Source organism: Runella sp. R5_40 (genome assembly GCF_057652295.1).
The window spans coordinates 1-24,460 of record NZ_JBYFCH010000020.1; the positions used below are offsets into that span (position 1 = coordinate 1).

Genomic DNA, 24,460 nt, shown 5'->3' on the forward strand with positions numbered 1-24,460 from the left:
TGATTTTCAGGCTAACAGAATGGCGCTCGCAAAATAATATTTGCCTTACTATTTGGTTTTTAACACAGTTCATAACCGCGGCCCACTGCGAACTAAACCTCGGCGCAAGCTTTCGGTTGTGAGCAACCGAAAGCACATTCCGTGAAGGGTTTTTATTGTTCTTGGTACAGCACTTGCACTAAAGTTTGACCAACGGCCTTGAGCGTTGTTGGGTCAATGTTGCGCATGTCGTCCGTGTGGGTATGCCACGCGTCAAAAAACGTTTTGGTAGGGTTGTTCATTTGCAAATGAATAATATCAACCATCGGAATTTTAGCCGTTTCGTTTACTGGCAAATGGTCGTCAGTGATGGCAGCTCCATCTTCTTGAATAAAATACGAACTGTACCCAAGCTGGCCTGCGATGTTCCAAATAGTGCGCGTAATTTCTCCCGCGTATTGATTTGAGAATGCTTCCTTAGGAAACGTTGCACCCTTTGCCCCTACCATGTCTAACAATACTCCGTAATAGGCCGTATAATTGGGGACGTGTTTGTTGGCCGCCCAATACTGCGAGCCTAGGCAAAATCCCGTAAATTTATCTTTGGCGACTGCGGCATTGCCACCATCTTCTACGTCAAAAAACATAATATCAACCCCTACCGATGGTTTTTGAGCTGCCTGCTGAATCACCCTGGCTAGTTCAATGAGTACACCTACGCCACTAGCGCCGTCGTTAGCACCGTCGATGGCTCCTTTTTTATTGGTCGGGTCTTCATCAGCTACGGGGCGACTGTCCCAGTGCGACGCCAACAAAATTCGCTTGGTGGCTTGCGGATTGATACTCCCAATAATATTGCGGGCATTGAGTTTTGAGCCGTCGTAATGCGTTGCCGTGAATTTTTGCTCCGTCACTGTACACCCAAGGCGTTTCAGCTCTGCCACCAAGTAATCTCCACACTTCACGTGGGCCGACGAATTAGGCACTCGTGGCCCAAATTTCACCTGATTATCAATGTATTTATAGGCAGAATCTCCGTTAAACGCAGGAGCTTTTACAAGGCTGGACGTCGAAGATGCGGTTGTTTGTTCTGAAGTCGATGAATCTGTACTGGTACCACAATTCCAAAGCGTTATTGACGCCATTGCAGCTACCACCCACTTGGTTGATTTAAACATGGAGTTGATTTTCTATTTTTTTGAAAGTACAAAAGTAAGGCAAGTTTGGCATGTAAATGCTCACTTTTGCTTACAGTTTGAGGATTTTAATGATTTTTTTAAGAGAACCGCTTTCTAAGATTTTGAGAAAATACGTTCCTTTGGGCAAAGCCAATGACGTCATATCAATGTAAGCTGTCTCTTCTACCACCGTAACGGCTGACTTGTTCAACGGCAAACTACTTCCCGTCACAGTCAATAGTTGATACTCGACCGATGCCAATTCCAAATCTTTGGGTAGTTTCACATTGCATACCCGATCAAACGGATTTGGATAGGCTTCCCAATCTTGCAATGTTTGGTCTGATTTTACCGTAAATTGGATGGTGGCGGCGCTCACTTTGGCCGAATCATTAAAAGCAACTGCCTCTAAAACATACCGACCTGCTATTGGTGCAAAACCCATTTCTTCATCAAAAAGGGTAAAAGGGAAGCGCGTTGCTGTATAATTTTTTGAATACGGCCCTCGGAGCACAAAATTCACCTTGGTCGCGGGGGCTTCACTATTGGCATACACGGTAATGCTTTGGGGCAGCGTAGCTTCTGTTAAAACATCGCCATTTTTCAAAATCCCCAAACTTTTTCGCAACCCCGCTTTTCCTGCCTGAATCAGCTCAAAACTCAACTGAGCCTGTTTTACTTCTATGTTGAAGGTGGTTGAAGTTGAAGTTTCGTCATCGTCCACTGCTCGTAAGGTCACCGAATACATCCCTGCGGCGTTCGCTATTCCCGAAATTTCATTGTTTTTAAACGTTAGCCAAGACGGCAAATTCGGGGTTTCGATTCGATCGACGTACCCATTGGTATCATAAAAAAGTGAGTCTGAAACTTTGTATGAAAAACGCTGGGTTACGTACAATTGAGCGTTGGGAGGCGTGTATCTGAGCACGGGAGGCACATTTTGAGTTCCGTACAAATCCACCTTGATAACAAAAGCTGTCTCGACCGAATCGCCCCCATTGTCGTAAGCCCGAATTCCTAATTGATAGGTCCCCAATTGCGTGGGCGTTCCTGTCAACGTGCTTGTAGCGGCATCGTAGGTAAGCCACGAAGGAAGTCCTACCGCTTTTACTTTCGTGATTTGTCCATCAGGATCGGTGAAAATAGAAGTCGGGACTTTGAAACGAAAAGCTTTATTCTGAGCAATTGTTTTTTCGGGCAACAATTGTTTGACAATCGGCGACCGATTTAGGATTTTCACTTTAAAAGAAGTCTCTGCGTATGCACTGTCGTCGTCAATGCCGCGCAACGTAATCGTAAACGTGCCTTGTTCTTGTGGATACGCCGAAAACTCTTTTGAATTGAACGACATCCAAGGTCGTAAACCGATGGCCTGGGTGCGAACAATCACGCCGTCGGGGTCATCAAAAATATCACCCTGAATCGGGTACGAAATGGTTTGATTAAGCGAAGATTCAAAATCGGGAAGCGTTCGCTTGACGACAGGTTTTTGATTGACATTCACTATTTTAAGCAAAAAACTCGTTTGCACCGTTGCTCCTTCATCGTCGATTGCCCGCAAAGTAATTTTTGACTCTCCAAGTTGATCGGGCACTGTGCCCGTAAATGTACCATTTGAGAACGTCAACCACTGCGGTTTTTCAAGGGCTTCGATGGTCACGATTTCGCCATCAGGGTCTAAAAAAACGTCTTTGGGCAAGGTGTAAGAATACGTCTTTTTAGGTTTTGTGGCACGGTCAATGATTGGATTTGCTACGACTGGATAGACATTGGCCGCCAAAATTCGCCAATAGTCTTCGCCCAAAATATCCTCTTCTAATTTTACATCAATGGGCGATGGCTGCGGATGGGTTCTCCACGCTTTTTCTACGATTGTTGAAGTCGAGTCGAGTACTTCAGTTACTTTGTAAGTTATGGTCGCGTTGCTCCTTAGTTCACTCCAAGGTCTATTTTTCCATCGTGCTGCCACTGGACCAAAAATGGACGACAAACGGGTATCTTTTGTACTTGCCACCATGGTCACGACATTACAGCCGTTTTCAAAACATTCATCAAAATGTTTGATGAGCAAATCGTCCGAATAGACGGGCGAAAAGAACGTTTCGTTCATTATCCATTTTCCTGGACGATTAGACCGAACCACATCCGTAATAAAACGGTGATTCCAATAAAGGTCATTATGCACCTTGGTTCCGTCGGCGTTTTCGTCCAAATTTTTAAAGGCAATCGTACCCCGAACAGCAGCTTGTACGTCAATCACCGCGCCGTATTCATTGACCACTTTATACGACGGATTCACCTGTTTAATGGTACGAATGCTTTGGTCAATAAAGTTTTTAAGCTGGAGGTGCGAAAACAAATACCAATCTTTGCCCGCGCGGGTTCGGTACGCAGGTAAAGGGCGATAAGCAGTCGTTGGCGGTCGAACGTCGTTGAGGGACGTAAATTTGGTTCCCCAAATGTAATTGAGTTTATTGATGCGCTTATACTGCTGCGTAATCCAACCTTTAAATGCCTCCAAGGAGGGCGACGAATAGTCAAAACCTGTGGGATACACCTGTTTGTAATCACCGTTTAATTCTGTCTCGTAATGATAGCCAAGCTCTTGGGTTGGGGTATTGACAAAAGTCACGTACAAGATAGTTCCTTGCGACTGATAGGCATTATAGCGTTGGCATACTTCTTTTAAAAAACTTTGGGCTTTGGTCACTGTTGGCGCATGGGCAAAACTAAAGCAGGTTCGTCCATACACGCCCCAAAGCGGTCGTCCTAAATCATCGTTCATGATTTCATTTGACGTCCAAAACCCTTGGAGGCGCTCAGCTTTCCGTCCAAGCATAATGCGGATGCCCGCTTTCACGCCCAGCCGTGCAATTTGTTCCATTTGGCGGTCGGGCTGTCGCCAATCGGGTTGTGAGGTGGCCGTTTTATATACTTCATCCCAATAAATCGTCAATACGACTAAATTGGCCCCTGCTCCTACTGACTGCTCGATGATGTCGGCGCCATAATCTGGTTCGGCATTTAGATTCAACAGCTGCAAACCTACGTATCGCTGTTGCGCTCCCTGCTGTGCAACCGCCATCGTAGCCCAAATCACTCCTAACCAAATTCCTACTATTTTTATCATTTTGGAATAATAAGTGGGTTGTGAGCAACCCTTGACACTTGAATACGGGTTGTGAGCAACCCTCTACACTTGATTAATACTTGACGACGCGAAACACTTTCCAGGTGGCATCTTCGAGTTGTAATTTTAAGAAATAAATGCCTGCACCAAGCCGCAGCTGCCGTAAATTGAACGAAATTTGCGTCCCTGAGCGGTACATTGTTTCTTCTGGAACAGTGATTTCCTGCCCTAAAAGCGTCACAAAACGAGGAGATGACAGTTTGCCCGAGGGATGTTTGAGATGGACAAAATCAGTGGCTGGATTTGGGAATACCGACCAATCTTCTACCGAAATAGGTTGTTTTGAGACTGGATCTGAGGGCAAAAACTCCAATTCATATTCTGTTGACGCAATCAGTTGTTTACGAAAATAAGCCTTACCTCTCAAAAAATACTTCCCTGCCGTCACTGGAAGGCCAGCGTCTCCTTCATAAAGCGAAAAAGGAGAGCTTGTTGTAGATGTTTTTTGGCACTGCGCACCCGTAATTTCCAAATCAAAAGCATCAAAAACGGCATCGCAGTTGGCATACACATTGACCGCCGTTGGCAATTGGTGTTGCAACAATTGTTCTTTGGGCTGCAACCGTTTGATCAAAAATCGCTGTCCAGGTTTTCCCGCTTGGATTAAATCAAAGTAAACCGTAGGGTAATTGATGGTGATGGTAAAAGATGTTTCAACGACCGCATCTTCGTCGTCATACCCCCGTACCCGCAACGAATACACCCCAACAGTATCAGCCAAACCACGAATTTCTCCTTTGCGGTACTGCGCCCATCCAGGCAAACCAATGACTTCCATTCGACTAATAAAACCATCTGAATCAACAAATGTGCTGTCTGAAATTGAAAAAATAAAGGGTTGTTTGTACAACCCTACAGCATTAGAGATACGTTTGCGAAGCGTCGGTGCTTGATTAAAACGGCCTAAATTATCGACAATAATCGTAAAGGTTGTTTCAACCGTCGCCCCGTCGTCGTCGGTGGCTCGAACGGTAAAAGTATAAATTCCCGTTTGGGTCGGCGTTCCTGAAAAAATACCATTAGAAAACCTAAGCCATGACGGTTGTCCTTGCAGTACGACACTACTTATGGCACCATCGACGTCCACAAACACCTCCGAGCTCAAGCGATAAGAAAAGGGAGAGTTGACTTTAATGGTCTTGGTAGGTAGTGCGTTTTTGACATAAGGCGGGCGATTAATCGCTCCTTGCAGCGAATCAGCCAAAATATCTTCGACCATCCGAATATTCACTGGACTTCGATTTGACTCTGGCCCTGCGCGATTGGCCCATTCCCCATAAACTCCTCCACTAAAATAGCCAAACTCCAACACCCGAGAAAGATTGTAGGTCATGTAATCCTTGGGCAATACATCAACAAAAGGAGCTGACAACCACTTAGTTGCTGTACTTTTTAGAATAGGTTTGGCTTGCTCCAATACTTCTTTTGTACCAAGTACCACACTAATCCAGCGTGCGCCATGGGCGTAGCTTTCGTCAAATTGCTTGGTAATAAGATCACTTGCTTTTTGTGCCTTAAAATCGGGAAAAACTTCATTCAAAATCCACTGATTGGGCAATACATTACTCCGCAGAATATCCATCGAAAAACGGTGGTCGTAGCGAACGTCGTTGTTGATTTTCACCCCATCCGTTCCTGCGTTTAAATCTCTAAACGCCACACTGCCACAAACCGCGCTGAGTTGGTCAAAGACTGAACCAAAATCTGTAATGACGCGGTAGCCCGAATGCACATTTTTGATGGTGCGGGTTGTTTGTTCAATAAACTGCTTAAAAATAGCATGCCGAAACACGTACCAGTCTTTTCCTGCCTGCCCCCAAAATACTTGGTCGCGATTGGCCAAAGCCGTTTGGGGTTCTACCTCTTGAAAGTCTTTGTAATCGGTTTGCCAAAAGACATTGAGACGGGCGATTTTGGTGTATTTTCTACTTAACCAAATTCGGAACTCTCGCTTCATGGCGGGCGAATAATCAAACACCGTAGGGTGAGGATACCCCTCCGACGAATTTTCGAAAAAATAACCCGTTTCTTGCGTAGGAGTTAGACACACCGATACCCAAGAAATAATGCCTTGCTCTTGCGCAGTTTTATATCGCTCGCATACTTCTTTGATAAAACTATTGCCCTTATCAACCGCTGGCTGACTTGCAAAGCTAAAATACGTACTCGCATAGCCCGATACCAACGCACGGCCATGCTGGTCGCGCTGCCGTTCCTCATTGGACATAAAACCTGCAATTCTGCCCTCATTGCGGCCCAAATAAATACGCAACGCGACTTTTACGCCCAATTTCTGGGCCAACGCAATTTGGCTATCGTATTTTTTCCAATCGGGCTGAGAGGTGGCCGAAGGATACACGTAATCCCAATGTATCGTTAAGTGAACGGCATTACAGCCCGCCTTTACGGCCTCTTCCATCATGTCGAGTTCAGCATCCGCTGCCCGACTCAAATTGAGTTGAAGATAAGCCAAATACCGTTGCTGGTCGTTGGCATATACTCCCGAAACCATCAACATCATCCCCAACCACCACAAACACCATTGACGCTTCATAAGATGTGGATTATTAAAATGAAAAAAGGTTAGAAAGTAAAGAAAAGCAACGTTTTCCTAACTTTCTAACCTTCAAAAGTATTAAAAGTTTACTTAAATCGACTTTTTACCCGTCATACGGAAAGTATAAGTATAAGCTCTGCCCAAGCTATCTTTGTCATTTGAGACGTTCTCGAAAGTGATGGTATTGTTCCCAATTGTACCAATCTTCACGCCCGTATCCAACATTTCGTATTCAGACGTGCCTTCTACTTTTTTCAATTCAATACTGTCAAACGCATCGCTGTCTTTTTCAGTTTGGCCATTGGTGTATTTAACGGTTTGAACAAAGGCAATTGTAACAATATTTGACGCTTTTTTAGCAACGTCCAATACGGCCGTTAGTTCATAACCGTTGCCTTTGATTGGCAAAGAAATGGTCTCAGAAATCTCAGAAGCCGCAGAAGCATATTTGATTGATTCGGTTATTTTGTCAACGTTGTATGTTCCAATCACCTGTTCAGCAGGTTCTGGTTCTGGTTCCGTTTTCGAGCAGCCTGCCAAAAGTGCTACTGCGAAAAAGAGAGATGCGTAAACGTATTTTTTCATGGTGATTGAAATGTTAAAGTGGTTTCTTACTATGTATAACTGAGAATTCTTAGGCAAAGTATTAAATCTTTGGAAAAATTACAAATAAGGGCATTTTGTTTTGGTATATCTCTGCTCAAGGCCAATAGTCGTACTGTGCATAACGGGCAGCTTCGGTAGCAATTTCTGACCCTAGCAGCTTGCTTACCACGTAATACGACATGTCAATGCCCGCCGAAACCCCCGCCGATAAAATTACGGTTCCATTATCCACGTACCGAACTTTTTCGACTACCTCAATCTCAGCAGAAATAGCCCGCAACGAATCAAGCGCCATAAAATGCGTGGTTGCTTTTAACCCATTTAATAAACCTGCTTGTCCCAGAATCAATGCCCCCGTACAAACCGACAAAAGGAGTTCTACTTGTGTCGCCTGTTTTTTGACCCACTCCAGCACCACAGGGTTATTCATTTCACGTCGGCTACCAAAGGCTACTCCGTCGGGCGTATAACCACCCCCACCTGGTAGCAATACAATGTCCGCTTTGGGCATATTTTCAAACGTAAAGTCAGGGATAACTTTTAGGCCGTTTCGTGCCACAATGGAAGGTTTTTCGGCCACCGTAAAAACATCAAACGGTTTCTGCGGGAGCGTCCGTAAACCAGCTACACTAAAGACCTCATAAGGCCCTGCAAAATCAAGCACTTCGACCTCATCGAAGAGAAAAATGGCTACGCTGCGTGTCATCAATTTTTTATTTTAGAGATTTTTAACAAAAAATAATTATTTTTTATATGTTTTTAATACAATAAAAACACAACTCAAATTAGTGTAACAGCCTGATTATCTGAACATAAACACATATTCTTCTTTTAAATATTTTATTTGCAATATTTTTTATATTCTCTTCTTTTACGACTATTTTTTTTCTCGTAAATCCGCCAGATGAAAGCCAACCGTATGTACGGATGTATTTGATTTCCAAATGCAGTTAAACGTTACAATGCCTTATTTCTATGGAAAAATCAACTATTTCAGAAACAAAAGCCAAAGGGCCAACGGTTCCAAGCATTCCTTCTGCAGAGCGAAGATTATTTTTACGCCATTTGGGCATCTTTGCCGCATCTACGACTTCGTTTTTGATGGCTTGTTCAAAAAGCCTCGACCTTTCACCTACTGGTGGCTCGATGGCCCATTCTGGGGCAAGGGTAAATGCTGATGGCTCCATTGATTTGGGAGCAGGCGACATTGGAATCCTTAATTATGCGTATGCTTTGGAGCAATTAGAAACTGCTTTTTACACTGTTGCTCAAGAAAAAACGGCAGGATTAACCTTTAATGAACTCCAAATCTTGCAGGAAATTAGAGAGCACGAATTGGTACACCGCGAATTTTTCAGAGCAGTATTGGGGGCAAATGCCATTCCTGACCTAGACTTTGACTTTTCGACGGTCAACTTCAATGACCGTAACAACGTTTTTCAAGTTGCTAACATCCTAGAAAGTACTGGAGTGGGTGCTTATAATGGCGCGGCACGTTACATCAAAAACGCGGATATTATCGGAATTGCGGGTAAAATTGTTTCGGTAGAAGCCCGCCACGCTTCAGTTACGGGGCACATGTATTTGCCGCTCCCTGGCTCTACTTACTCTTTCGGATTTGGTACGACTGATTCAAATGGTTTGGATATCGTCTATAAGCCATCGGAAGTGCTTCCTGTAGCGCAAGGGTTTATCAAACAAAAACTAAGCGGAGCCAATTTACCAACCACCAACGCCTAAAATCATAGCAAAACCATGAATATCTTCAATATTCTTTCTGACATTGAAAAAATTGACGGTGATGCCGCCGAAAAATTCAACTACTCGCGCCGCAAAATGTTAAAGACAACCTCTGTTGCAGCGGCAACGAGCGGCCTTTTTTTTGCAGGTGTACTAAATAAAGCCTATGGGCAAAGTAATACAATAACCGACGTGCTAAACTTTGCACTGGTACTGGAATACCTTGAAGCAGAGTTCTATATGAAAGGGATGAACTCTAGTCTTAACTTTGGGGCAGACCGAGGGCTTATTAATGAAATTGCCAAACACGAAGCACAACACGTTGCCTTTCTTAAAAGTGCATTGGGAGCTAGTGCAGTAGCAAAACCCGAGTTTGATTTTACTGCCAAAGGTGCTTTTCCCAATCCTTACACCAATTATCCTGTATTTCTTACCCTAGCGCAAGCATTTGAAGACACGGGGGTTCGTGCTTACAAGGGGCAAGCGCCTAATTTGGCAAGCAACCGAGATATTTTAGAGGCAGCGCTTCGTATTCACTCCGTGGAAGCTCGTCACGCTGGGGAAATTAGAATTATCCGTAGTATGTCGGCCTATGCCAGCGAAATGAACACAGGTGGGGTTCCTGCCGCTATCTATGCGCGTGAAAACAACACAACCCACGTAGCAGGAGTTGACATTGTGGCGCTTTCGCAACCAAAACTATTGTTCCAAAACAATGCTTCTCAAATGAGAGCCATGAAATTTGCGCAAGATTCGTTTGACGAGCCTTTGACAAAAGAAGAAGTATTGGCCATTGCAGGTCCATTCATTAAATAAGCGTTTAGATTAAAACGCGTGGGTATCTTTTTTAGCCTTAGCCTTGACTTTTGCGCATTCTATTGCAATAATGTTGAGGCTAAGGCCATTTTATTTACAAAGCAGTCATTTTAGCTTTTTACCGAAAAGCGGCACCCCAACGTAATCAAAACCACTCCCGCCAACACCACAGCCGAAGCTACTAACGATCGGCTACTTGGCACTTCGTGAATAAACAAAGCGCCTAAAATGATGGCAACAACGGGATTGACATAAGCATAGGTAGCGGTCAACGTTGGAGGCGCATGGTGCAGCAGCCACACATAAGCCGAATACCCTACAAACGAACCCATAACGATAAGGTAAGCCAAAGAAAAATATGTTTGGTTCGTCATGTGCGACAAGGACTCACTCATTTTTGGCTCTAATGCCAAACTCATTACCAGCGAAAAAACTCCTCCCCCCAGCATTTGAATGGCAGTCGTTTGCATACGCGGTGGCATATCCAGATAAGGGGATTGCAACGACCCCCACGCCCAAGTGATTGACCCAATAAATACCAAAAATGCTGGCCAAAGCGGGATTTCACGGGTATGTTCTTGCCCAAATGGGTTTAACAAAATATACATTCCAACTAACCCCACGCCCAACCCAAGTACGGTAATCCATGAGGGTTTTTGACGCGCAAAGAAGTAATAATCCAAACCCACCATCCAGCCTGGCAACGTCGCTACCAACAAAGCCACTAAGCCCGACGGCATGTAACCAATGGCATACGCTACGGCGCAGTTTCCGATGCCGCTCAACAACACACCTACCCAGGCTGCTGACAACCATTGTTTAAGCGAAGGAATGCCGTATCCTCTGAGCAAGGTAAAGACAAATAAAAGGACACCACCCACTAAAAATCGAATGGTATTGGTCAACAACGGCGGTAACGTTTCGAGGGCATAGCGAACTCCTAAAAAGGTAGAACCCCAAATTACGTACACCAACAGAAGATTAACCCAAAGTTTTAACGAAGATGAAGATTGTTGCATTGTAGAATAATTCTCTAGTTTACTCTTTTCGCCCAATAACGGCCAACATTCGGCCTGTTTGCCCTTTTTCTAATCGATAAGAGAAAAAGGTGTCGTTGTGCGTGATGGTTGAAAATGAGGAAATCTCTATTTGATTTTTTGGAATACCAAAAGCTACTAATTGAGCCGCATTGGCACGTTTTAAATCGACGAAGTATTTATTAAGCCCTGTATCAAAGCGTTTGAATTCGGCCTCAAATTGCTCGGCTACCTCCTCTCCTACTTCAAACGAACACTCGTCGATGCAGGTTCCCACGTAGGCGAAACAATCTTTGGCTTGCGTCCCGTAAGTTTCGGCCATGGTTGTCAAGGTTTTGCGAACAATCTCGGCGACCGTTCCGCGCCAACCTGCATGAATGGCTCCTACGGCCAACTGTTTTGAGTCAAAAATCAAAATCGGGGTACAATCGGCCACCGTCACCCCCACAAACACATTTGGTTGATTGGTCACGAGCGCGTCGTACCCTTCAGTGCGGCCACCTTTTTCGACAATTTGCACTTCGGCACCGTGCACTTGAAATGACGACGCAAACTGAGTTTCTTCAATACCTAATTGTTGAAAAAAAATAGCCCGATTGGCTTGAACATTTTCAAAAGAATCTTGGGTATTAATTCCCAAATTTAGCGACGAAAAAGGTGGGCTACTCACTCCGCCAAGGCGGGTACTTTCGGCCGCAATTAGGTGATTAAATGGAGAAAATATAGATGGGATATTAACAGAGCTCATGCGAGAAGAATTAAAAACGCCCCGACAAAATGCCGAGGCGAGACAAATTTGTTATACGCCCCAGCTTCCTGGGTCTTTACGCCACTGCGCCAACGTTTCTAACTGGCCCTCAGTCACATAATCCAATTTCAAAGCCTCTTGTAATAAGCTATCGTAATTGCTTAAACACATTAACTCTACTCCTTTTTGGCTAAAGTTTTCGTCGGCTAACGCAAAACCATAGGTAAAGATGGCAGCCATTCCCAACACTTCAGCGCCAGCTTCACGCAAAACATCTACTACTTTCAATGAACTACCGCCCGTCGAAATCAAATCTTCCAAAACCACTACTTTTTGGCCTGGCAAAATACGCCCTTCGATTTGATTGCCCATGCCGTGTTTTTTGGGTTCAGGACGTACATAGGCATAAGGCATGTGGAGGACATCCGCAACAAGCGCTCCTTGAGCAATACCCGCTGTAGCAACGCCTGCAATCAGTTCGGCTGCTGGAAAAGCAACGCGAATGGCATCTGCAAGGGCATTTTTGATGTAAGTTCGTACTTCGGGGTACGAAAGTGAAAGGCGATTATCACAATAAATGGGTGAATTCCAGCCCGAACTCCATTTGAAAGGTTGGTCGGGACGAAGACGAATGGCCTCGATATTGAGTAAGTGCGCCGCAATTTGACGCGATACATCCGAGTGGTTTTGCATGAAAATGCGTGCAAATGCACGAGTTTGAAGTTACTAGATACGCTATTTTGCGGTGCAAAATTACGCATAAAAAAAGAATGGCACGCCCCGCGCACCATTCTTTTCTGATTTTGTACGTCACTGTCAGACGATAGTCAGACAGTATTACGTCTAATCACCGTCTGACAGTATTGCGTCTAATCACCGTCTGACTATCGTCTGACGGTTGTTAATGACTCACTAATACTGGAATATCTGCATGATTAACAACGTCTTCGGCGATACTTCCATTGATAAAGTGATCAAAACCCTTGCGCCCGTGCGTGTACATCACTATAATATCCGCTTCTACTTCCTTGGCATAATCCAAAATTCCTTGCTCAATCGTATCATCATTAAAAATGGTAAACTCGTAATTTGTCAAGCCCAACTCAAGCGCAAGTTTTCCCATTTCATTTTTTAATTGCGGCCCGTCAAATTTTGCCATTCCGTTATCAACATACACAAAGTATGGTTCAATTTGCGCGGTATCCAACAAGGCCAATGACGTTTTAATAAATCCAATATTTTCAAAATCAATGGCTACTACAACGCGCTTAAACGCAGCAACGGGTGCTTTTACCACCAACACTGGGCAGCGGGAATAACGCACAACTTGCTCTGCATTAGAGCCTTTTGTCCACTCTTTCCAGCCCGTTGCCCCCGTAGATCCCATCACAATAAGGTCAACGTTTTGCTGCGTTACAATCGACGCCAGCGTATCCGTATCTCGCATGATTTTAAATCGAAACTTTACATTGTCGTACTTTGGCTTGTCCACCATGTCTTTAAGGCGCTCTTTCGAGTCTTGCGTTAAGTACTTATAAAATTCATCTTTCGACTCATAAAATTCGTTGTCTATCATGGTGTATTCGAGCGTTGGAAAAACAATTTTCTTCAACAGCGACACCGTTGCTCCTTGTTTTTTTGCAATTTCTACGGCTACCTCAAGGGCATATTCAGAGACATCGCTCAGGTCGGTGGGGACAAGTATCGTTTTCATTTTTAGGGAGAATTAGTTGGTGAACAGGTCAAATTTCTTTATTCAACCCACTAAAAAATATGATAAAACGCATTTATCTTGGCTGATAATTGTCACTCCTCTACAATTATTCGCACCTTCGCACGTTAGAAAAGTCAAGTTTCAAGAACTCTTGTACTCACCAACTCCTTTGTATCAATTCAACACAATTCACTATGGCAAATATCCTCTGGGCAGACGATGAAATAGACTTACTTAAACCCCATATTTTATTCTTAACGGGCAAAGGTTACACCATTACTCCAGTCAATAGCGGCGCAGATGCCCTCGAAAAAGTAGAGCAAGAACGTTTTGATGTCGTTTTTTTGGACGAAAATATGCCTGGGCTCACGGGGCTTGAAACCTTAGCTCAAATTAAGCAAAGTCGCCCAAACCTTCCCGTGGTTATGATTACCAAAAGCGAGGAAGAGCGCATCATGGAGGAAGCCATTGGTTCTAAAATTGCCGACTACCTCATCAAGCCGCTGAATCCCAATCAGATTTTATTGTCGGTCAAAAAGATTTTGGACAACAAGCGCTTGGTTAGTGAAAAAACAAACCACAATTACATGCAAGAGTTCCGCCAGCTGGCCATGCAATACCAAGACCGCATCGGCCACTCTGAGTGGGTAGAACTTTACAAAAAGCTCATATACTGGGAGTTAGAACTTGAGCAGAGCAAAGACAAAAGCATGGAAGAGGTGTTTTACACCCAAAAAGAAGAAGCAAACAACAACTTTTGCAAGTTTATCATTGACAATTACGAAGACTGGCTCAACGACCCTCATTCCGACAAACCCATTCTGTCGCACCAGTTAATGAAGCGGAAAGTGTTTCCGTTGATGAAACCCAGCGAGCCGCTCTTTTTTATTCTCATCGACAACTTCCGTTTTGACCAATGGAAAGTAGTAGAACCTCTTCTGAATGAATACTTTACGATTGAAGAAGAAGGCTCTTATTATTCAATACTCCCTACGACGACGGGTTTTTCACGTAACTCCATTTTTGCGGGATTGATGCCGAGTGAAATCGAAAAACAATACCCAAATTGGTGGGTAAACGATGAAAACACTCCCGAAGGCGAAGAAGGGTTAAATAAGCACGAAGAAGATTTGTTGCGGAAGCAATTTGAACGTAATCGTATGCAAGTACGGTTTTCGTACAACAAAATCATCAACCAGAACCAAGGTAAAAACCTCGTTGATAACTTGCCTAATCTCTGGAAAAACCACTTGAACGTCATCGTCTATAACTTCGTGGACATGCTTTCGCACGCCCGAACCGACATGATGATGATCAAAGAATTAGCACCTGACGAAGCTGCCTATCGCTCCATTACCAAGTCGTGGTTTCAGCATTCGCCCATCATGGATTTGATTCAGAAAATTGCGGAGAAAAAAGGCCGCATTATCATTACTACCGACCATGGCATGACGCGTGTGAAGAAACCAGTAAAAATCGTCGGCTACCGCGAAACTAACACCAATTTGCGCTACAAACAGGGCAAAAACCTTGGTTTTGACGACAACCACCTTTACGTATGCCGCCGTCCTGAGCGATTGTTTTTACCGAAACTGAACGTATCAACTGCCTACGTTTTCACCCTTGGCGATTACTTTTTTGCCTACCCCAACAACTTCAATCAATACGTAAATATGTACCGTGATACGTTCCAACACGGAGGTGTCTCTATCGAAGAAATGATTATACCTTTTGTGTTTTTGAAGCCGAAATAATTTCAGTTAAATGAACAGAAGCGACTTACAAAAGCTAGCTAAGCTTCGTTTAATAGAAGCCAAACTTTTACTTGAGCATAAACAATACAGTGGAGCGTATTATTTAGCTGGCTATTCTATTGAATGTGCCTTGAAAGCATGTATTGCCAAACAAGTTCGTAAATTCGATTTTCCAGATAAGCATTTAGCCCATGATAGTTACACACATGACCTTCAAAAACTGCTAAAATTAGCAGGCTTACAACCTATTCACCAGCGCTATTGTATTGAAAATCCAATATTTAAAGCGAACTGGGAAGTAGTAAAAGATTGGAATGAGAAAAGTAGGTATCAAAAATTCGGCATGCAAGCTGCGAATGATTTATATTTGTCTATTGTTGATAACGAAAACGGGATACTCCTATGGTTAGAACAACATTGGTAGAAAGCGATATAGAGCGCAGTAAGCGCATCATCAAGCGTTTAGATAACTCTGGGCTCAAGTTTCCAATCGTATTTTGGATGTATGATGATGATGCCGACAACTGGAAATTAGTTTTGTCAAGAGATGACATAAACAAATTAGGAAAGCGACATTACTATAAACAATTAATTGATATTATTTCTAATAGCCATTTGGATGACGGGTTGACAATTACCTTAATGGACTCTAATGAGAGCTTGATAAAATCATTAAAAACAGTTGTCACAATGCCTAATTCTTGGTTTGTTGGGAATACAATAAATGGTAAAGTATTTCCTGATTCGTATCTCCACCGAGTCAACTTATAGTAAGTAAAATCGCCTTTATTTAAACACATGACCAAACCACGCCTCATTTTAGACCAAGACGACGTATTGGCCGATACCCATGGTAAACTTGCGGACATCGTTCTTCGTGAATTTGACACCCAATTAACTTCGGAAGAACTTCACCAAGACTCTTTTTACGAAACCCTGTCGCAATCCGATCAAAAGCGACTTTACAAAATCCTCCACGAACCTGGCTTTTTTTCAGACATTCCGCTCATTCCGAATGCCCAAGAAGCCGTGTTGGAATTGAGCAAAAAATACGAAATTTTTGTCGCAACAGCAGCGATGGAATTTCCCAACTCCTTTCGCGAAAAGTACGATTGGCTTCACCGTCATTTTGGGTTTATTTCTTGGTCAAACATCGTTTTTTGTGGCGATAAAAGTATCCTAAACGGCGATTACCTCATCGACGATATGCCACGAAACCTGAAGACATTCAAAGGAAAAGGATTACTATTCAACGCACCTCATAATCTCAAGGAAACGGAGTTTGAGCGTGTCATGAACTGGGAAGAAATTTTAAAACGTCTCTTGTAGGGTTATTACTTTGAAAATTTTCTCCAATAAAAAAGCGGGCTAGTTGACACTAACCCGCTTTTTTATTGGAAATATCTTTAGCTTCTTATGCCTCTCTTTCGTGCGCTGGTGCTGGTACCTCAACACCTACTTTTGATTCACGAAGTTTGATGATTTTAGTCCAACTCAAGAGTTTAATAACTGGATAAGTTGGGTCAAATTCAAACCATTTAGTACCAAAGTTGGCACGGTTTGGCAATTTGTGGTGGTTGTTTTGGAACAATTCGCCCATCATCAATAAATCAAAAATCAACGAATTTTTTGACTCATCGCGGTTGTCAAAGTTTTGGTAACCGTACTTGTGACCACTCCAGTTGACGATAGCACCGTGAACAGGGCCCATCAAAAAGTGGATAGGCAACAACAAGAAAAACGCCCAGTGCATATCCAAATAGATAAACGCAAAAATATAGAAAACCGAGTACGATACCCCCCAACCAACGCGTGAAATCCATGAGTCACCCAATTTTTCGAGTTTTTCCCAATATGGATAATCACGGTCAAAACGAGCTTCAACTTTCATTTTACGCTGCACAACAGCATTGTAAATATCTTTGGTTTTCCACATCATCGTAAACACGTTTTCGGTATGATGCGGCGAATGTGGGTCTTTTTCTGTGTCGCTAAACGCGTGGTGCATACGGTGTAAAATGGCGTAAGCACGTGGACTCAAATACGAAGACCCCTGCGAAATGTAGGTCAAAGCGTAGAAAAACTTCTCCCAAAACTTGTTCATAGTGAACATCTTATGGGCAGAGTAACGGTGCAAAAAGAATGTTTGGCAAAACAATGAAAGATACCAATGTCCAAAAAAGGCAACCAAAACTGCGTACATGAAGCAAATGGATTATTTAAACTTATTATAAACTTGTACAAAACTAAGAAAAGCTTTGCTGACAAACAACCTTTTCGAGCGAATTTCCGCTTACTGATTGACAGTAAGTGCGTACTGAACCAAATTCGCTCCCATACGCAAGGCTTGGAGGCGGAGTTCTTCGGGGTCGTTATAGACACTTTGGTCTTCCCAGCCGTTGCCTAGGTCGCATTCGTAGCTATAATAACAGACCAAACGTCCTTGCCAAAACAGCCCAAAACCTTGAGGGGGTTTAGAGTCGTGCTCGTGAACTTTGGGAAGCCCATTAGTGAAGTTGAATTTTTGGTGGTAAACGGGGTGATTAAAAGGCACTTCGACAAACTCCAGTTCGGGGAATACCTTTTTCATTTCTCGGCGAATAAATTTATCCAATCCGTAGTTGTCGTCAAGATGAAGAAAACCTCCTGCAATCAGGTATTTACGAAGATTTCGGGCTTCCGAATCAGAAAAAAGGACGTTGCCGTGGCCTGTCAAGTGAACAAAAGGATATGAAAATAAATCGGGGCTTCCAGGCTCCACAATGTCTTCCTCGGGGAAAATATTCATGCGTAAGTTCTGATTGCAGAACTTGATGAGATTGGGTACTGATGTTTTGTTGGCGTACCAGTCGCCCCCACCACCGTACTTGAGTTTTGCGATTTTATAAGAATATTGGGCCGAAGCAGTGGTCAATATAAAGGCACTAAGCAACAGGGATAGAAACAGCTTTTGAAGGAGGCGCATAATGGGGGTGTCTTGATGAATGAACCGTTGCACGAACTTAACGTAAACGATTCAATCACGCAAGTTTGTACACCAATTACAACGAATCCTTATCAAATTTAGTACCAGTTTTAGAAGAAGGACTGTCTTGGCTATCTCTGGTATTTTTTTGAACAGCAATCGCTCCAAATAGTGCCAACAGAAACGCAAAAGCATAAAATCCTTTTTCGCTTGGAAGCATGGTGGCATTCCAAAGCCCTATGGCCAAAAGAGAAATGGACAAAATAGTTGAAAACCAACTGATTCCGTAATACACATCCGTCACTGGAATACCTTCCAAGCGGTCGCGCACGCTTTTTTGTACTGACACAACGGCGAATAGCCCGTACATCAAAACCGTAAAATAATATCCTTTTTCATTAAGTGGGAGTTCGGCCCTCCAAAGCCCAATAATGTAGCCTGCCATGCCTGCGCCCAGTGCGACCCAAGAAGCGCCAATAAATGCCGAAGATGGTTTTTGATTCATGATTTGTATGGTTTACTAATTTCCCCAAAATTTTGTCAGTGCATTATCTTTTTTTAAGGCCCTACGTTTCCGCCGCGAAATGGGCAATTCTTCGCCGTTGAGCAACAGCACATTGTCAGGAGTCATCGTTACAATATGTTTGGCATTGACGAGGTACGACTTATGGATACGTACAAAATCAACGTTTCCCAAAACTTCGTTGAAATGCTTCAAAGTTTTTGACTCCAAATAAGACTTCCCATTTTTTAAGAAAAGTCGGGTATAGTTCACCTCCGACTGCATATAGACGATTTGGAATTTGTCGATAGGTCTAGGAATACCGCCCACATGCACAAATATATGCGATAAACGGCTTTCTTTTAACGGAGGGAGCGAAAAGTACGATGCCTGTGACATAATGGATGTAGCATTTATAAGGGTTAAAATCAACATTCCAAAATTCAGGAAAGTAGCCACCATTAAAAAAAATGTCACAGTGAATCGGGATATTAAGTAAGTAAACCGTAGCAAACACGACCTAAACCGTGCAGCTTTATGGTATGTTTATGAGATGCAAAGTCTGACACGCCACCAACGCTGCCGTTTCCGTCCGCAAGCGGGTATTGCCCAACACGGCCATTTGAAACCCAAGTTGTTGCGTCAATTCGATTTCTTTGGTCGTAAAATCCCCCTCAGGGCCAATTAACACGAGGTAGTTTTGTTTTGGAAGAGCACTTTTCAACAAATGCGGCGGAAGCACATCGTCAGGTAAATGGGCAATAAATTTTTGCGCCGTTGCTTCCGACGCTTTGGGCAACCATTTTTCAAAATCACCCACTTCTTCTAACTGAGGCAAGTACGCTTGCAACGACTGCTTCATGGCCGAAACGGCTATTTTTTGCAAGCGGTCTAGTTTAATCGTACGTCGTTCTGAGTGTTTGGTATAGAAAAACGAGATTTTATCCATTCCCATTTCCGTCGCTTTTTCGACAAACCATTCAATGCGGTCGATGTTTTTGGTGGGGGCCAAAGCGATTTCGATGGAATACGGACGTGGCTCGTAAGTGGTTTGTTTTAGTATCTGTAAATCACACCGCTTGGGCGTACTCTGACGCACTTGGGCGTCGTACCAACTTCCTTGACCGTCGGTTACTTGAACGGTTTCTCCTTCGCGCAGGCGTAACACTTTGGCGGCGTGGAAAGCCTCATCGTCGGTGAGGGCAGAAATTGAAGAGAAATCAGGTTGGAAAAATAAATGCATATTTGGAGTTAAACTTTGCTGCGTTACCTTTAAACTTTCCCCGCAGATTTGCGCGGATTTAAAGTCGCAGATGACCGCAGATGAATATGTTTACTATGTGTTTATCCTATCTGTGCCCTATGTGTTTTAAAATAGTTGGACTCAAACGCTCGTTTCAAATTTAATTTTAGGATTTTTCAAACATTTCATGGCTTGCGTCAATCCATTTAGGGTCAGTGGAAACATCCGATTTTCGGACCATTCTCGAATAATACTGATACTATGGGTATATTTCCAGTAGTCTGCTACCGCGATTGGATTTAACCATACGAAATGAGGGTATTGTTCTTTAAAACGATTCAACCACGTCATACCCGCTTCTTCGTTGTAATGTTCCACACTTCCTTTGGGATGAGTGATTTCGTAGGAAGCCATGGAAGCGTCACCCACAAAAATTACTTTGTAGTCTTTATTATACTTATGTAAAACCTCCAGCGTCGGTACTCGGCTCGACCGCCGACTGTTATCCCGCCAAAGGGTTTCGTAAATACAATTGTGGAAATAAAAGTATTCGATGTGCTTAAACTGGTATTTGGCCGCCGAAAACAACTGCGAACACAAATCGATGTGGTCGTCCATCGAACCTCCGACGTCGAGTAGCAACAGCACCTTTACGTTATTTTTGCGCGACGGGTGCAGATGAATATCCAAAATCCCACCATTTCGGCTTGTACCTTCGATGGTGGCATTCATGTCAAGTTCTTCGTCGGCTCCTTCCCGCGTCAGGATTCGTAAACGCCGAAGTGCCATTTTCATGTTTCGGGTATTGAGTTCTATGTCTTCATCGTAGTTCTTATACTCCCGTTGCTCCCACACTTTCAACGCCGTTCGGTTTCCTGCCGAAGGGCCTTTCACTCGAAAACCCTCAGGATTGTAACCATTATTGCCAAAAGGAGACGTTCCCCCCGAACCAATCCACGTATTTCCTCCCGAATGACGTTCGTTTTGCTCATGCAATAATTGTTGAAAGCGCTCAAAGAGTTTCTCCAAACCGCCCATTTTTTCAATCAATTCTTTTTCTTCCTCCGTCAATTCTCGTTTGAGGGCGTCTTCAAACCAATCGGGCGGCACATTCACTTCCAACAATTTGGCTTCGACAGTTTCGGCGTTTTTGAAATACTCCGCAAACAGTCGGTCAAACAAATCGTAGTGCATTTCATTCTTAATCAATACCGTCCGACTGAAGTAGTAAAACTCTTCCACGCTCATTTGAATGACCTGCTGCTTGAGTCCTTCCAATAAGTTCAGATACTCCCCCACTGATACTGGAAGTGCGTGTTTTTTGAGCAATAAAAAAAAGTCTAAAAACATCTTTGTGAGCGAAGGAATAAAGAGTTAATGGATAATCACAAGCGCTTAATAAGGCCGAAAACCTTTGGATCGTAAGGCTGCGTACAAGTCATTGTCTTGTTCATTTTTGAGCAATGCCCCCAAAAAAGGCGGCACCTCGGGCATTGACTCAAGGTCTTTGAGGTCATCGGCGGATACTTTCGCCCAAAGTAACAACTTAATCCAATCAATCAATTCGCTGGTAGAGGGCTTCTTTTTCAGCGCCTTCACGTCCCTAACGGCGAAAAATAGTTTTAACGACCGTTCCAACAACTCTTTATCAAGGTCGGGATAGTGAACATTGACAATTTGGAGCATGGTTTCCCGATCAGGAAAACGAATGAAATGGAAAAAGCAACGCCGCAAAAACGCGTCGGGCAATTCCTTTTCGTTATTGGACGTAATGATGACAATCGGACGATGTTTTGCCGCAACGGTTCGGTTGAGTTCATAGCAAAAAAACTCCATACGGTCGAGTTCTTGCAACAAGTCGTTAGGAAACTCAATGTCGGCTTTGTCGATTTCGTCAATCAACAGCACGACCTGCTCTTCGGCCTCAAAGGCTTCCCACAATTTGCCTTTTTTGATATAATTCTCCACATCATACACCCGCTGATCACCAAGCTGTGAGTCACGCAGTCGCGAAACGGCATCGTATTCGTACAAACCTTGGTGCGCCAGTGTCGTTGATTTGATGTGCCACGTAATGAGTCGTTTTCCCAACGCTTTGGCCACTTCATAGGCAAGCATGGTTTTGCCCGTGCCAGGTTCGCCTTTGAGCAGCAGCGGTTTTTGCAAACTCACTGAGGCATTCACGGCCACGGCCAACTCACGCGTTGCGACGTACTTTTCGGTTCCTTCAAATTGAGGCGTCATGTGTGTAGGGGTTCCTATTTTTCTTTTACCAACGCAAATTACGTTTTTTTTGAAAGTTTTATAAAACTATTAAACCCTCATACTAATTTCATTTTCTAAAATTTTACCAATAAAACTTTTGTTATCACAGCAAACAACATAAAATCAACAAGTCACCAAATCCTATTTACTGTCATTATTTTGCTTTTTTAATTTACAAAATATTAAAAAAATGTTACTTTTTACAAAAAGTCAGTCTCACTAATAAATGAGTGTTACAATAAAAGATTTGCAACTAATACGGCTCTTTTTTTAGAACACTTATTTTATACTAAAAAAACATAAACAATTGAGAATTATGAAAAAATCAACACTTTTTTTTGCATTTATTGCCATTTCATTGGCTGCCGTATCCCAAAATGATTCAAAAAACAAAGAAACCGACTCAAAGCCAAAAAAATTACGGCTAGGCATTGGAGTAGGACTAGGTTCTACCTACCGTTATGGAGGGCTTTGGTTAGCCAAAATGGCTCCTTCCATTCACTTAGAGCCTCAATATAGAATCTCAAGGGGGTTATACCTAGGCTTACGATTAGAAAATTCCTTCTTAAAAAACTACCGAGCTACTTACACGATTGATGCAAAAACAAGCAACGACTATGGGCAAATCAAAGCTAACTCATTGTTATCTTGGGCATTGACAATCGAAAAACATTTCAAAAATGACACAAAAACCTTCACTCCATTCATAGGAGCTGGAGTAGGTACATTTTACAGAGGGCAAGGGCAATTAATGGCCTATAATAATAGAGAAATTACGTTAGGGTCATGTTCTGGGCTTCTCTTTAGAGCTGGATTAGCATCTTCTAAGCTTTCCTTTATGGCAGAAATAAACCCATTGTGGGAGAATAATGAACATGGAAGATTTAAAAGTTGGTGGGGTAATTCTGGAGAGTATAGAGGGCGAAGTTATGCGTCAATTAAAGGCACATATTTCTTTTAGATTCTCCAATTTTATAAACCACAATATTCTTCCTTTAATAACAACGTTTATTCTAGGAAGAATATTTTTATTACAAAAAACTGTAGACACAATTAGTACATAACCCTTTGCGTCATTAAGCACGTTTAAGCATATATTTATTTAAACAAATTCACTCCGCATAGCCTGAGGTTCAGTCACTCTAATTCCCCTCGAAACTAAAAACTCATTGCTCAATTTATTTTCCGCTGCTGCCGAACCCATAGCAATTGCTTCAAGGATATTGCTTTTCCCGCTTCCGTTTTCACCAATAAAGACATTTACCCACCCCAACTCTAAGGTTAAGGATTCGATAGATTTGAAATTCTCAATCGTTACTTGCTGAACCATACGTTCCTATTTTTCTTTTACCAACGCAAATTACGTTTTTTTTGAAAGTTCTTCCTAACAAAGGGGGACGATAAAAAACAGCCCAAAATGATGGATAATAAAATAGAATCTTACGTACATTTGGGCAAAACTTACTCACAATGTTCTTACCTACTTTACTCTCAGTTACTCTATTTTTTCAATCCTATAAGTACCCCATTTTACCCGTTGCGGGTACCAAAGTGGAATCGTTTGTGCCGAAGGGCTGGCACATTCACGAAAAAGCCGAAGGCGACCTTAATAAAGACAACCTTCCCGACCTCGCGGCGGTTATTGAAGCCGACAAACCCGTTAAAAACCTAAAAGAAACCGACAACGACCAGCAACCCCGTATTCTTTTGGTGGCGTTCAAACAAGCCGATGGAAGTTACAAACTTGCGATTCAATCCAACGAATCAATCATGCTGTCCAACGAAGGCGGTGTCTTTGGCGACCCGTGGGAAGGGCTTTCGGTGGAAAGAGGCACCCTTTTGGTACGTTTTTACGGAGGGAGCTCTAGTCGATGGGGATATGCTTACCGTTGGAGATTCCAAGATAATGATTGGTTTATGATTGGTGCCACATACACGGCAAGCTCTACGCACGACGGTTCGTACGAAAAATACGACTTTAACCTCATCACGGGTGCCACCGAGATTTCCAAAGGTGCAGGAGAAGATGCCAAAGGAAATACGCCAAAAGACAAAGTTACTAAGCTCAACATTGGCAAGAAGCCACTCTTGAAACTCAAAACGTTTAAACCCGTTCAGTACGCGATTTACAAAGACGTTTACCTCTAATATGACTCAAACCCTATC

General features: G+C 43.1%; 25 protein-coding genes. 8 read left to right on the forward strand and 17 right to left on the reverse strand.

Annotation, left to right across the window (positions count from 1 at the left end):
- Positions 1 to 152: 152 nt before the first annotated feature.
- From AC23N5_RS24425 to AC23N5_RS24445, 5 genes are all read right to left on the reverse strand, one after another.
- Complete coding sequence (locus tag AC23N5_RS24425) at positions 153 to 1,157, reverse strand: M28 family peptidase (RefSeq protein WP_183975854.1); 1,005 nt, start codon at positions 1,155 to 1,157, stop codon at positions 153 to 155.
- Between the two features lie 70 nt (positions 1,158 to 1,227).
- On the reverse strand, positions 1,228 to 4,287 hold the full coding sequence (locus tag AC23N5_RS24430) for a putative Ig domain-containing protein (RefSeq protein WP_487757630.1): 3,060 nt from the start codon (positions 4,285 to 4,287) through the stop codon (positions 1,228 to 1,230).
- Between the two features lie 73 nt (positions 4,288 to 4,360).
- Positions 4,361 to 6,901, reverse strand: a complete 2,541-nt coding sequence (locus AC23N5_RS24435) for a putative Ig domain-containing protein (RefSeq protein ID WP_487757631.1) — start codon at positions 6,899 to 6,901, stop codon at positions 4,361 to 4,363.
- Between the two features lie 93 nt (positions 6,902 to 6,994).
- On the reverse strand, positions 6,995 to 7,489 hold the full coding sequence (locus AC23N5_RS24440; RefSeq protein ID WP_183975848.1) for a hypothetical protein: 495 nt from the start codon (positions 7,487 to 7,489) through the stop codon (positions 6,995 to 6,997).
- A gap of 115 nt (positions 7,490 to 7,604) precedes the next feature.
- Positions 7,605 to 8,216: a DJ-1/PfpI family protein gene (locus AC23N5_RS24445; RefSeq protein WP_487757632.1), complete on the reverse strand. Its 612-nt coding sequence runs from the start codon at positions 8,214 to 8,216 to the stop codon at positions 7,605 to 7,607.
- A gap of 269 nt (positions 8,217 to 8,485) precedes the next feature.
- Between AC23N5_RS24445 and AC23N5_RS24450 the strand changes: the two genes are divergently transcribed.
- Both AC23N5_RS24450 and AC23N5_RS24455 read left to right on the forward strand, forming a co-directional pair.
- Complete coding sequence (locus AC23N5_RS24450; RefSeq protein ID WP_183975844.1) at positions 8,486 to 9,250, forward strand: ferritin-like domain-containing protein; 765 nt, start codon at positions 8,486 to 8,488, stop codon at positions 9,248 to 9,250.
- A 15-nt stretch (positions 9,251 to 9,265) separates the two neighbouring features.
- A complete protein-coding gene (locus tag AC23N5_RS24455) occupies positions 9,266 to 10,066 on the forward strand; it encodes a ferritin-like domain-containing protein (protein WP_183975842.1) in 801 nt (266 codons plus the stop codon).
- A 110-nt stretch (positions 10,067 to 10,176) separates the two neighbouring features.
- Here AC23N5_RS24455 and AC23N5_RS24460 read toward each other — a convergent pair whose 3' ends face one another.
- From AC23N5_RS24460 to AC23N5_RS24475, 4 genes are all read right to left on the reverse strand, one after another.
- Positions 10,177 to 11,085, reverse strand: coding sequence for an EamA family transporter (locus AC23N5_RS24460; RefSeq protein ID WP_487757633.1), 909 nt, complete (start codon positions 11,083 to 11,085; stop codon positions 10,177 to 10,179).
- A gap of 19 nt (positions 11,086 to 11,104) precedes the next feature.
- A complete protein-coding gene (gene pgeF, locus AC23N5_RS24465; RefSeq protein WP_487757634.1) occupies positions 11,105 to 11,851 on the reverse strand; it encodes a peptidoglycan editing factor PgeF in 747 nt (248 codons plus the stop codon).
- 51 nt (positions 11,852 to 11,902) lie between these two features.
- A complete protein-coding gene (pyrE, locus tag AC23N5_RS24470) occupies positions 11,903 to 12,544 on the reverse strand; it encodes an orotate phosphoribosyltransferase (protein ID WP_037300879.1) in 642 nt (213 codons plus the stop codon).
- A gap of 208 nt (positions 12,545 to 12,752) precedes the next feature.
- Positions 12,753 to 13,565 (reverse strand): universal stress protein, encoded by an 813-nt coding sequence (locus tag AC23N5_RS24475; RefSeq protein WP_487757635.1) that lies wholly within the window; start codon positions 13,563 to 13,565, stop codon positions 12,753 to 12,755.
- A gap of 194 nt (positions 13,566 to 13,759) precedes the next feature.
- Here AC23N5_RS24475 and porX point away from each other — a divergent pair, with 194 nt between their 5' ends.
- The 4 genes from porX to AC23N5_RS24495 are packed head-to-tail and all read left to right on the forward strand — an operon-like array spanning position 13,760 to position 16,648.
- Positions 13,760 to 15,319, forward strand: a complete 1,560-nt coding sequence (gene porX, locus AC23N5_RS24480) for a T9SS response regulator signal transducer PorX (RefSeq protein ID WP_487757636.1) — start codon at positions 13,760 to 13,762, stop codon at positions 15,317 to 15,319.
- Positions 15,320 to 15,329: 10 nt separating this feature from the next.
- Positions 15,330 to 15,743 carry a HEPN domain-containing protein gene (locus AC23N5_RS24485; protein ID WP_487757637.1) on the forward strand — a complete coding sequence of 138 codons (414 nt, stop codon included), beginning with the start codon at positions 15,330 to 15,332 and terminating at the stop codon, positions 15,741 to 15,743.
- Positions 15,722 to 16,090 (forward strand): hypothetical protein, encoded by a 369-nt coding sequence (locus AC23N5_RS24490; protein WP_122929862.1) that lies wholly within the window; start codon positions 15,722 to 15,724, stop codon positions 16,088 to 16,090. The genes AC23N5_RS24485 and AC23N5_RS24490 overlap by 22 nt, the downstream gene beginning before the upstream one ends.
- A 27-nt stretch (positions 16,091 to 16,117) precedes the next feature.
- Positions 16,118 to 16,648 carry a 5' nucleotidase, NT5C type gene (locus AC23N5_RS24495; protein ID WP_487757638.1) on the forward strand — a complete coding sequence of 177 codons (531 nt, stop codon included), beginning with the start codon at positions 16,118 to 16,120 and terminating at the stop codon, positions 16,646 to 16,648.
- Positions 16,649 to 16,733: 85 nt separating this feature from the next.
- Here AC23N5_RS24495 and AC23N5_RS24500 read toward each other — a convergent pair whose 3' ends face one another.
- The 7 genes from AC23N5_RS24500 to AC23N5_RS24530 form a co-directional block, all read right to left on the reverse strand.
- A complete protein-coding gene (locus tag AC23N5_RS24500) occupies positions 16,734 to 17,522 on the reverse strand; it encodes an acyl-CoA desaturase (RefSeq protein WP_183975832.1) in 789 nt (262 codons plus the stop codon).
- A gap of 90 nt (positions 17,523 to 17,612) precedes the next feature.
- A complete protein-coding gene (locus tag AC23N5_RS24505) occupies positions 17,613 to 18,284 on the reverse strand; it encodes a DUF4159 domain-containing protein (protein WP_028524808.1) in 672 nt (223 codons plus the stop codon).
- A gap of 76 nt (positions 18,285 to 18,360) precedes the next feature.
- On the reverse strand, positions 18,361 to 18,789 hold the full coding sequence (gene yiaA, locus AC23N5_RS24510) for an inner membrane protein YiaA (RefSeq protein ID WP_122929858.1): 429 nt from the start codon (positions 18,787 to 18,789) through the stop codon (positions 18,361 to 18,363).
- Between the two features lie 15 nt (positions 18,790 to 18,804).
- The gene (locus AC23N5_RS24515) at positions 18,805 to 19,263 is read right to left on the reverse strand and encodes a LytR/AlgR family response regulator transcription factor (RefSeq protein ID WP_487757639.1); all 459 of its coding nucleotides are present in this window, start codon (positions 19,261 to 19,263) and stop codon (positions 18,805 to 18,807) included.
- A gap of 58 nt (positions 19,264 to 19,321) precedes the next feature.
- Positions 19,322 to 20,029: a 16S rRNA (uracil(1498)-N(3))-methyltransferase gene (locus tag AC23N5_RS24520; protein WP_487757640.1), complete on the reverse strand. Its 708-nt coding sequence runs from the start codon at positions 20,027 to 20,029 to the stop codon at positions 19,322 to 19,324.
- Between the two features lie 141 nt (positions 20,030 to 20,170).
- The gene (locus AC23N5_RS24525; RefSeq protein ID WP_487757641.1) at positions 20,171 to 21,379 is read right to left on the reverse strand and encodes a vWA domain-containing protein; all 1,209 of its coding nucleotides are present in this window, start codon (positions 21,377 to 21,379) and stop codon (positions 20,171 to 20,173) included.
- A gap of 45 nt (positions 21,380 to 21,424) precedes the next feature.
- Positions 21,425 to 22,273 carry an AAA family ATPase gene (locus tag AC23N5_RS24530; RefSeq protein ID WP_487757642.1) on the reverse strand — a complete coding sequence of 283 codons (849 nt, stop codon included), beginning with the start codon at positions 22,271 to 22,273 and terminating at the stop codon, positions 21,425 to 21,427.
- 337 nt (positions 22,274 to 22,610) lie between these two features.
- Here AC23N5_RS24530 and AC23N5_RS24535 point away from each other — a divergent pair, with 337 nt between their 5' ends.
- Entirely contained in the window at positions 22,611 to 23,255 is a 645-nt protein-coding gene (locus AC23N5_RS24535) for a hypothetical protein (RefSeq protein WP_487757643.1), read from the forward strand.
- 141 nt (positions 23,256 to 23,396) lie between these two features.
- Here the strand turns inward: AC23N5_RS24535 and AC23N5_RS24540 are convergent, their stop codons facing one another.
- Entirely contained in the window at positions 23,397 to 23,624 is a 228-nt protein-coding gene (locus AC23N5_RS24540; RefSeq protein WP_487757644.1) for an AAA family ATPase, read from the reverse strand.
- A 140-nt stretch (positions 23,625 to 23,764) separates the two neighbouring features.
- Here AC23N5_RS24540 and AC23N5_RS24545 point away from each other — a divergent pair, with 140 nt between their 5' ends.
- Positions 23,765 to 24,442, forward strand: a complete 678-nt coding sequence (locus AC23N5_RS24545) for a hypothetical protein (RefSeq protein WP_487757645.1) — start codon at positions 23,765 to 23,767, stop codon at positions 24,440 to 24,442.
- Positions 24,443 to 24,460 lie beyond the last annotated feature (18 nt).